Source organism: Mesorhizobium sp. M2C.T.Ca.TU.002.02.1.1, assembly GCF_003997225.1.
The window spans coordinates 1-9,676 of the sequence record NZ_RZTO01000160.1 but is presented as its reverse complement, the minus strand read 5'-3'; the positions used below and the strand labels follow the sequence as shown (position 1 = coordinate 9,676).

Here is a 9,676-nt window from a genome sequence, read left to right as displayed (position 1 = left end):
CAACGCCACCGCGCTCGCGAACGCCAAGCATGGCCCGGATCAACGCCTGCTCGCCATCCATGTCGAGATTGGAATTCGGCTCGTCGAGCACCACGAGGAACGGATCGCGATAGAGAGCGCGAGCGAGCGCAATGCGCTGGCGCTGGCCGGCCGACAGCGCCTCGCCGTGCTCGCCGATCTCGGTCTCGTAGCCCTGACGGAACCCCACGATCAGTTCGTGCGCGCCCGCGGCCTTGGCCGCAGCGATGATCGCATCCGCGTCGGCGTCCGGCTCGAAGCGGGCGATATTTTCGGCGACGGTGCCGGCAAACAGCTCCACATCCTGCGGCAGGTAGCCGATATGGCGACCGCGCTCTTGTGACGACCACTGGTCGAGATCGGCGCCGTCGAGTTTGACGCGCCCGCTTACGGGCTGCCAGGCCCCGACGAGCGCCCGCACCAGGGTGGATTTTCCCGAGCCGCTCGGGCCGATGATGCCCAACCCGTGACCCGCCTCCATGGCGAAGCTGGCATCCTGGACCAGCAGCCGCTGGGTTCCCGGGGCCACGATGGCGGCACCATGCATCATGACATTGGCGTTCGGCGCCGGCAGCAGCATCGGTTCGGCTTCGGCGGGCATGGCCGAAAGCACCCGGTTCAGCCGTTGCCAGCCCTGGCGAGCGCCGACGAACCCCTTCCAATTGGCGATCGCGAGATCGACCGGCGCCAGCGCGCGGCCGCTGATGATGGAAGCCGCGATGATGACGCCCGCCGTCGCCTGCTCCTCGATAACCAGCCAGGCGCCGATGCCGAGCATGGACGACTGCAGCAGCATGCGCAGCACTTTCGATACCGCGCCGAAACTGCCGGCAACGTCGCTCACCTTGCGCTGGTCGGCAATGTATTCGAGGTTGGCATCTTCCCAGCGTGCGGCAAGTCCGCCGGTCATGCCCATGGCGGCAACGACTTCCGCGTTGCGGTTTCCGGCCGCGATCAGCCCGCTACGCCGGTTTCCGCTCGAGGTTGCGGACGATACCGGTTCTCGCGTCAACCGCTCGGCAAGCAGGGTCAGCACGACCAGGACGATCGCCCCGAGCAGCGCGGTCACGCCAAGCACCCAGTGGAACATGAAGATGATGATCAGATAGACCGGCATCCATGGAAGGTCGAACAGCGCCGTCGGACCCATGCCGGACAGGAAGCCGCGCACGCTGTCGAGATCGCGCATAGGCTGCAGGCTGTCGCCCTCGCGCCCAGCCTTCAGCGGCAATCTCAGCATCGAGGTATAGACGCGGTGACCGAGAGCCTCGTCGAGGGCGCCGCCGATCCGTACCAGAACCCGCGTACGCACGAAATCGAGAAAGCCCTGCCCGCAATAGAGGATGACGAGCAGTATCGAAATACCGACGAGGGTCGGCAGACTGCGGCTCGGCAGCACGCGATCATAGATCTCGAGCATGTAGAGCGAGCCCGCGAGCATCAGCACGTTGAGCATGCCGCTGAACAGACCGACCGCGAGAAAGGCCGACCGGCAGCCGGCCAGCGCCGCGGCGAGCTCCGAACGAGCGGAGCCGGCCGGCCGGCGGCCGGCCGCTCTCGTCGACGGCTTGCGGCGGGTCACAGCGCCAGGGTGCATGGCGTCGACGGCGCTTTGTGCCGCGTCTTGCGCCACATCGCCGCGGGCGCGGAACATGGCCAGGAAACCGAAACCCGCCATCGCCGCCGCGACGAGCATCGAGCCTATCGATGCATGCCGGCCGGAGCCGAAGAGGAAAAACATGGCGACGCACGCGACGAGGATCAGGCCGACAAGCCTCACCTTCGCCTGCGCCGAACCAAAGGTTGTGCCCACCAAGCTTAGCGACGCGTTACTGAACCCCACAGCCACGACACGCCTTTCACATCCCTGGCGCGTCAGTGCCGCCGTCGGCATAGTGGCCGTACCAGACAGCCAACTACCCATGCCAAAGGTGCTGAGATCAGCGCCTACTCCTTAAAGGGAGGATTTGCATAGCGTCGAGCAAGCCGCATCAACTGCTCTGGCCGGCGAGTGGCGGCTCTCGACGGCTTACCCTTCAATGATGGCGGCGACGGCGGCGAAGTTGCCGCAATGCGATTCCTACCCCAGTAGCGCCGTACTCGTTGTTGCCGGTCAGGAGGTTGTTTACGCTACCTTTATATTAGCACATTATTAACTCTACCGGAGCGTGCGTCAACGGGCAACTCAATGAAGAGTTTGTGACACGCCTCAAATCTATGCATAAAAGGCAGCTACTCAGTATAAAGAATACTTCGCGTTATTCTTAGGTCTAGCTCAACCGAAGACCTATGCGCCGACCTATCGGACTTCGGTTGTCGGACCTCGGTCGCCATGGCGTGCGCCTGAGGGGATGTGGCGGGAGAGGCTTTCAGACCACTTTCTTCTTGCCCCGCTTGCCGCCATGCGCTTCCACGGCCTTCTCGACGGCGCGCTTCAGTTCGTCCTTGATCTCGACAGTTTCGGCCATCAGCGTCTCGATCTTGAGGAATTCGAGCACGCGGTATTTCGAGACATTCGGCCGGATCAGAATGTCCGGCGGGTGCTGCCTGAGCTTGTTGGCGATGATCGACTGCATCATCAGTTGCGTGGCGCCATACATCAGGTCGACGGTGGTCGGATGCCTGCGCTCGGCCTCGCTCGGCGCGCCGACGACATCGATGGCGATGATGATGTCGGCGTCCTTCTCGATAAGGTCGAAAGGCACGGGGTTGTAGATGCCGCCATCGATCAGCACGCGGCCCTGGCGCGTAACCGGGCGGAAGACAGCCGGGATGGCCGCCGAAGCGGCAAGCGCCGAATGCAGGTCGCCTTCGGTAAACACCGCAAGGCTGTGGCCGAAATAATCGGTCGCCGTCACCTTGAGCGGGATCTTCAGCGCCTCGAATGTCTGCGGGATCGCCTCGGGCAGGAAAGCCTTGAGAATGCGCTCGATGTTGAACTGGCTGACGCGGATGCCGCCCTGCATGGCCTCCGCGATCGTACCCGGCCGCGAGCGCCACATGCGCGCCGCCACTTCGGCTCGGCTGCCGAGGATCGACCGGGCATAATCGTGAATCTCAACACCCTTCATGCCCGACGCCATGCCGGCGCCCATGATGGCGCCGATCGACGAGCCGGCAATCGCCGCCGGCTTGATGCCAAGCTCGTCGAGAGCCTCGATGATATGGATATGCGCAAGACCGCGCGCGCCGCCGCCGCCGAAGGCCACCCCGAAGGTCGGGCTCATCCCTTGCCGCCTCCCGCAACCAGCACCAGCGGCGGCCCGATCACCATCACCGCGGGGTCGGCCGACAGCAGCTTCTTCGCCGCCGCCTTGACGTCGGCCAGCGTCACAGCGTTGATGAGAGCCGCGCGGCGCTTGATGTAATCGATGCCGAGATTGTCGAGCTGCAGCTCCACCAGCGTCGCGGCGATGGAGCTGGAGGAATCCAGATTGTTGATGGCGTAGGCGCCGATCATGTATTTCTTGGTCGCCGCGAGTTCCTCCTCGGTGGGGCCGTTCTCGGCCATGTCCTTCACCACCTGGCGCACGATCGAAAGCGTTTGGGCCGCGCGGTCGGAACGCGTCGCCGTCGTCACCAGCAGCGCGTTGGAATGCTCGTGATCGACGAGATCGGAGCTGACGCTATAGGCAAGGCCGCGCTTCTCGCGCACCTGCTCGTAAAGGCGCGAGGTGAATGTCGAGCCGCCGAGAATCTCGTTCATCAGCACGGCGGCGTAGAAATCGGGATCGCTGCGCTTCACGCCCGGCCAGGCAAGCTGCAGGGAGGTCTGCGGCAAGTCGTAATTCACTTCGAGCTGCTGGCCGAGCCTGGGCTTGATGTCGGCAACCGGCGCCAGCGCCTGCTTGTCCGGCAGGTCGCCGAACACCTCGTCAAGCCTGCCGCTCAACGTGGCGGCGTCGATATCGCCCACCACCGTCACATGCAGTCCGCCGCGGGCGAAATTCGCCTTGTGGAAGGCCCTGAGGTCGTCGGCAGTGATGGTGGCGAGGCTGTCCTTGTTGCCTTCGTCCGGCCGTGCATAAGGGTGCTGGCCATAGATCGCGCGCAGCCAGCGCTGCTGGCCGATCGTATTTGGGTCCCGCTCATTGGCGAGGATGCCGGACAGTATCTGGGCGCGGATGCGGTCGATCGGCGCCGGATCGAAGCGTGGGCTGTTCACCGCCAGCCTCAGCAGGCCAAAAGCCTCGTCCTTCTGGTCGGACAACATGCGCATCGAGCCATAGGTGCCATCGCGCGCCGCCTGAAAACTCATCTCGGCGCCCGCATCGTCGAGCTTCAGCTGGAAGGCCTCGCTGTCGAGGTCGCCGGCGCCCTCGTCGAACAGCCCGGTCATCAGGTTGACGAGGCCTTCCTTGCCGGCCGGGTCCTGCGCCGTGCCGCCGTCGAAGACGAAACGGATCGCAATCAGCGGGATCGAATGGTCTTCCACCAGCCAGGCGGTGACGCCCTTCTTCGACTTCACCTCCTGGATGTTCATCTCGGCGCGCGCGGCAAGCACCGGCAAAAGCAAGAAGAACAGGGCGAAGCAAAGGGTGACGACGGCGCGGTAGATGCGCCCTCCTTCTCCCCTTGTGGGAGAAGGTGTCGCCAAAGGCGACGGATGAGGGGTGTTCCAGCGAAGTGAGACGTTGCGTTCCCTGGAGCACCCCTCATCCGTCTCGGCGCTGCGCGCCGATCCACCTTCTCCCACAAGGGGAGAAGGGAAGTTGCTGGCATGTCCCATGCTCATCATCAATTCCCCGCCTGCTGCTGCGGCAACAGATAGCCGGTGGTGGAGCGATCGAGCACCAGGTAGCGGGCGGCGACGGCCTTGACCTCATCGGCAGTTACCTTGCGGATGCGGTCCGGCCATTCCTGGACGTCCTTGACGTTGCCGCCGGTGGCAAGCGTCGAGCCATACATGTTGGCCATGTCGTCCTGCTTGTCGCGCGCAAAGATCATCGAGCGCACATAGCGGGTCTTGGCTCGCTCCAGCTCATCGTCGCTCACGCCGTCCTTGACGATGCGGGCGATCTCGGCATCGACCGCCGCCTCGACATCGGCAAGCTTGGCATCGCCGCGTGGGGCGCCATAGACGGTGAAGTTGGTGGCGTCGAGCATGGTGCCCTGGAAGTAGGCGCCGACCTCGGAAGCGATACCCTGCTTGACGACGAGCTGCTGGTACAGCCTGCTGCGGTTGTCGCCGCCGAGGATCTCGGCAAGCAGGTCGAGCGCCTCGGCTTCGCCGGGCCTGGCCGTGTGATAGGACGGCACGACCCATTGCGTCGAAAAGTTCGGCACAGAGACGCGCGCGTCGGTCAGCGTCACCGTGCGCTTCGTGTTCTGCTCGGGCTCGACGGGGCGGATGCGCGGCCTGAGGTCCGGGCCGCGGGCGACTTTGCCGTAGGTCCTTTCGGCCATTGCCTTCACCGCGTCGGGATCGACGTCGCCCGCCACCACCAGCACGGCGTTGTTCGGCCGGTAGTACGCGTTGTAGAAGGCTGTCGCGTCCGGACGGTTCAATTCTTCCATCTCCTGCATCCAGCCGATCACCGGAATGCGGTATGGCTGGTTCTGCCAGAGAGTCGCGTCGACCTCCTCGTCGAGCACCGCCTGAGGATTGCTGTCGATGCGCGAGCGGCGCTCCTCCAGGATCACGTCGCGCTCGGTCTTGATGACATCGTCGGTCAGGATGAGGTTGCGCATGCGATCGGCCTCGAAGCCCATCATCTGCTCAAGCGCCGAAGGCGGCACCGTCTCGTGGAAGGCGGTGTAGTCATAGGAGGTGAAAGCGTTGTTGGAGCCGCCGATCTCGGCCACGGCGCGGTCGAACTCGCCGGCGGCATGGTTGGTCGTGGCCTTGAACATCAGGTGCTCGAAGAAATGCGCGATGCCGGATTTGCCGGGCGGCTCGTCGGCGCTGCCGATCTTGTACCAGACCATATGCGTGACGATCGGGGCGCGGTGGTCGGGGATGACGACCACCTCCATACCGTTGTCGAGCAGGAAATCCTTGACCTCGCCGTCGTCGGCAGCGCGAGCCGGAGCCGCGGCGAGCGCCAGCGTGCCGACAAGAAGCGCCGCTCGCAGCCCAATCCCCGTTGGTGTCATCAAGATCTCCGGTTCCGGTTGCGCGACGATAGGCAAGGTTCGCCGGCGAGGCAAAGTGAATTGTTCGGCATTTTCGAGGCGAGGCTAGTCGGCTTCGATGAAGCGGATAACCGTTTCGCCGTAACTGCGCTCGTCCATGACGGAATAACCGGCGCCCGGTTCGAACGGCGCCGAGGCAGCCTCCTCCACGACGCAGAGCGCGCCAGGCAGAAGCCAGCCGCCGGCCTTGGCCGAGCGCAGCGCGCGCTCGCCGAGCCCCTTGCCGTAGGGCGGATCGGCAAAGACCAGCCCGAAGGGCGAGATCGTGCCGGCTTCGCCGAGATGCGTGGCGTCGCGGCGAAAGATCTTGGTGCGGCCAGTGAGGCCATAGGCCTCGACATTCTCGCGGATCAGACCCCGCCCCTCCGTCGATTCCTCGATGAAGACGCAGTAGGAGGCTCCGCGCGACAGCGCCTCGAGCCCGAGCGCGCCCGTGCCGGCGAAGAGATCGAGCACGCGGCCGCCTTCGAGCTTTTCAGCGTAGCGATGCGCCAGGACATTGAACACCGCCTCGCGGGTGCGATCGGTGGTCGGGCGGATGGCATTGCTTTTCGGCGTCGCCAGCGGACGCCCGCGGAACTCACCGCCGACGATCCGCATCGCCGCCCCTCTTCGGACCGCGCGGCCTATGACCGCCATCGCCTTCAGGCCGCTCGCCGCGCGGCTTGCCGAACGGCTTTGCGCCTGGCTTACCCTTGCCGCCCGGCTTGTAGGACGCCTTGCGCGCCTTCGCCTCGGCGGCCCTGGCGGCATCGGCCTCCGCCCTGCCCTTGCCGATCGGCCTGGCGCCCGGCGCCATCCAGACATTGGCCTTGCGCTGGCCCGGCGGGTCGATCGGCCGCTGCTCGCGTTCGGATTTCTTGCCGCCGAAGCGGGGCTTGTCGCCGAACCCGCCGCGCGGCTTATCCCCGAAGCCGCCGCGCTCGCCAAACGCCCTATCCGGTTTTGTCGAAAGCTTGCTCAGTGCCTCGTCGCGGCTGCCTTCGCGGCGCTTGCGCGCCTTGATCAGGCCGCCCTCGCCGATCGGTGGGCGGGGGCTGTCACGCGTGAATTTCAGCCTATCAGCTTCTTCGCGGCGCGGACCGCTGCCGCGCACCGGTTTGTTGGAAAACGGCTTCTGGATCTCGGCATCGAAATTGGCGCCGGATTCCTCGATCAGCCGCTCGCCGAGCTGTTCGCGCAGCACGCGGCCCTTGATCTCGAGCACATGGCCTTCCGGCAGATCCTCGAGTTGGAACGGCCCGTAGGAGATGCGGATCAGCCGCGTCACCTCGAGGCCAAGCGCGCCGAGGATGTTCTTCACCTCGCGGTTCTTGCCTTCGCGCAAGCCGAGCGTCAGCCAGGCATTGGTGCCCTGCTCGCGGTCGAGCGAGGCCTCGATCGAGCCGTAGAAGACGCCGTCGACGGCAATGCCGTCGCGCAGGCCGGCCAGCGCGCTCTCCTCGACCTTGCCGTGGACGCGCGCGCGGTAGCGCCGCAGCCAACCGGTGGCCGGCAGCTCGAGCACCCGCGACAGGCCGCCGTCATTGGTCAAAAGCAGCAAGCCCTCGGTGTTGATGTCGAGCCGGCCGATGGTCATCAGCCGCGGCAGGTCGGATGGCAGCACGTCGAAGACGGTCTTGCGGCCTTCCGGATCGCGGTTGGTGGTGACGACGCCCGCCGGCTTATGGAACAGGAAGAGACGCGTGCGCTCGATCGGCGGAATCTCGGTGCCGTCGAGATGGATGACGTCGTTGGCGCTGACGTTGAAGGCGGGCGAGTCCAGCACCTTGCCGTTGACCTTGACGCGGCCCGCCGCGATCAGTTCCTCGGCGTCGCGGCGCGAGGCGATGCCGGCGCGCGCCAGCCGCTTGGCGATGCGCTCGCCGCTCTCCGGCATGGCTTCCGAGGGACGCGGTCGTGGCTTGAAGCCGCCTTCCGGTTTTCCACCGGCTCCGCGTGAACGATCGCCGAAGTCTCGTTTCGGCCGGTCGGCGAAATCGCGTTTGGGACGATCGCCGAACTCGCGCTTGGGGCGGTCGAAACGGCGCTCGCCCCGCTTGCCTTCGGCGGCCGCCGGCCGGTCGCCACGCGGTGTGTAGGGCTTGCGGCCCTCACGCTTCTCGAAGGGCGCGCCGTCGCGCGGCGAAGCTTTGCGGAACGGCCTGTCGCCACGCTCCCCGCCTTCACTCTGTTCACGCGGCTTGTGGCTGCGCTTGAAATCGCGGCGCTCGCCCTCGCCGGCCATCGGCCGGTCGCCGCGCGGTGTGTACGGCTTGCCTTCCGGGCGCGGGCCTTTGCGGAAAGGTCTTTCACCTCGCTCCGCTCCCTCGCCCGTCTCACGCGGCTTGTAGCGCTTGAAGTCGCGCCCGCCTTCGGCGGCCATCGGCCGCTCACGCTTGGCGAACGGCTTCTTGGCACCGAAACCCGGCTTGCCGCCGCGCTGGCCGGCCGGTTTCGAGCCGCCCTTGCGCGGTCCGCGTGAAGATTTCTTGTCGTCGTCCATTACTTTGCTCGTCTTCGCCTGCTACGGCGCCGCGCGCCCTTTCGGACGCCCAACGCAGGCAGTGTCATTCTTGATTTTGCGCATCCAGTCGCGCGACAAAAACCGATTCCGGTTTTCAAGGTCTCGCGCTAGATAACAGGATCACTCTCGGGTGGCGAGAAGTAATCGGAATGGAAACCGCTTGAAACGACCCGATTTCATGGCCTTGGCGCTTGAAGAGGCCAAGGCGGCGGCGAACCGCGGCGAAGTGCCGGTCGGCGCTGTTATCGCCAGCGGCAGCACCCTGGTCGCAAAAGCCGGCAACCGTACGCGTGAACTCTCTGACCCAACCGCGCATGCCGAGATGCTGGCGATCCGCGAGGCCTGCCGAAAGCTCACCAGCGAGCGGCTGACGGGCCACGACCTCTATGTGACGCTGGAGCCATGCACGATGTGCGCCGGCGCGATCTCCTTCGCCCGGCTGCGGCGGCTCTATTTCGGCGCTGCCGACGAAAAAGGCGGCGCGGTGATCAACGGCGTGCGCTTCTTCGCCTCGCCCACCTGCCACCACACGCCGGACATCTATCCCGGGCTCGGCGAGAGCGACGCCACCCTCATCCTCAAGGATTTCTTTCGCGAAAAACGGAATGGCGGTGAATGGTGAAAATTGGCGAGCAGTGAGTAGTGGGTAGCTATCTATTCGCTACAGACCCAGCCAGTCGAACCAGCCGCCCTTCTTGCCTTCCGCCTGCGCCTTGAGGCGGCGCTCCTTCTTGTACTCGTCCTCGCCAAGCTCGTTCTGCGGCGCCGTCGTGGCGGCCTGGCGATAAGCGAGCGGCGGCTCGCTCAGATATTTGCGAACGGTCGGGTCGCCCTGCTTCTGTTCGGCAAGGTTGCGCTGAATCGCGGCCTTGCGGGCGTCACTGTTGGAATCGTCCGGCGTCCAGCGCGGCGGATGGCTGGAGCCCGATTCGGCCAACGCCTTCTTCACCGCCTCGGGATCGGTCTGGATGTCCTCGACCGCTTCCGGCTGGTAGTTCGGATCGTTCTGGTGCGCGG

General features: G+C 65.5%; 7 protein-coding genes and 1 pseudogene. 1 reads left to right on the top strand and 7 read right to left on the bottom strand.

The genetic code is table 11. From position 1 onward, the window contains the following. From EOD07_RS11405 to EOD07_RS11380, 6 genes are all read right to left on the bottom strand, one after another. Positions 1-1,615: type I secretion system permease/ATPase (locus EOD07_RS11405; RefSeq protein WP_164772177.1), on the bottom strand; the 1,615-nt coding region annotated here is incomplete at its 3' end. 772 nt (positions 1,616-2,387) lie between these two features. Beyond that, entirely contained in the window at positions 2,388-3,245 is an 858-nt protein-coding gene (locus EOD07_RS11400; RefSeq protein ID WP_127235521.1) for a patatin-like phospholipase family protein, read from the bottom strand. Further along, positions 3,242-4,753: a pitrilysin family protein gene (locus tag EOD07_RS11395; protein ID WP_245470041.1), complete on the bottom strand. Its 1,512-nt coding sequence runs from the start codon at positions 4,751-4,753 to the stop codon at positions 3,242-3,244. The genes EOD07_RS11400 and EOD07_RS11395 overlap by 4 nt, the downstream gene beginning before the upstream one ends. Before the next feature lie 2 nt (positions 4,754-4,755). Continuing rightward, positions 4,756-6,114 carry a pitrilysin family protein gene (locus EOD07_RS11390; RefSeq protein ID WP_127235520.1) on the bottom strand — a complete coding sequence of 453 codons (1,359 nt, stop codon included), beginning with the start codon at positions 6,112-6,114 and terminating at the stop codon, positions 4,756-4,758. 84 nt (positions 6,115-6,198) lie between these two features. Beyond that, complete coding sequence (rsmD, locus tag EOD07_RS11385; RefSeq protein ID WP_127235519.1) at positions 6,199-6,753, bottom strand: 16S rRNA (guanine(966)-N(2))-methyltransferase RsmD; 555 nt, start codon at positions 6,751-6,753, stop codon at positions 6,199-6,201. Continuing rightward, on the bottom strand, positions 6,734-8,638 hold the full coding sequence (locus tag EOD07_RS11380) for a pseudouridine synthase (protein ID WP_127235518.1): 1,905 nt from the start codon (positions 8,636-8,638) through the stop codon (positions 6,734-6,736). Before EOD07_RS11380 ends, rsmD begins: the two co-directional genes overlap by 20 nt. 181 nt (positions 8,639-8,819) lie before the next feature. On the opposite strand from EOD07_RS11380, the gene EOD07_RS11375 reads away from it, so the two are divergent. Beyond that, positions 8,820-9,281, top strand: coding sequence for a nucleoside deaminase (locus EOD07_RS11375; protein ID WP_127235517.1), 462 nt, complete (start codon positions 8,820-8,822; stop codon positions 9,279-9,281). A gap of 39 nt (positions 9,282-9,320) precedes the next feature. On the opposite strand, the pseudogene EOD07_RS11370 reads toward EOD07_RS11375, so the two are convergent. Next, positions 9,321-9,676: pseudogene (locus EOD07_RS11370) on the bottom strand (hypothetical protein); the annotation flags it as partial.

Coding starts and splice junctions, on each gene's coding strand:
- EOD07_RS11400 (WP_127235521.1), bottom strand. CDS start 3,245: ATGAGCCCGACCTTCGGGGTGGCCTTCGGCGGCGGCGGCGCGCGCGGT.
- EOD07_RS11395 (WP_245470041.1), bottom strand. CDS start 4,753: ATGAGCATGGGACATGCCAGCAACTTCCCTTCTCCCCTTGTGGGAGAA.
- EOD07_RS11390 (WP_127235520.1), bottom strand. CDS start 6,114: ATGACACCAACGGGGATTGGGCTGCGAGCGGCGCTTCTTGTCGGCACG.
- rsmD (WP_127235519.1), bottom strand. CDS start 6,753: ATGCGGATCGTCGGCGGTGAGTTCCGCGGGCGTCCGCTGGCGACGCCG.
- EOD07_RS11380 (WP_127235518.1), bottom strand. CDS start 8,638: ATGGACGACGACAAGAAATCTTCACGCGGACCGCGCAAGGGCGGCTCG.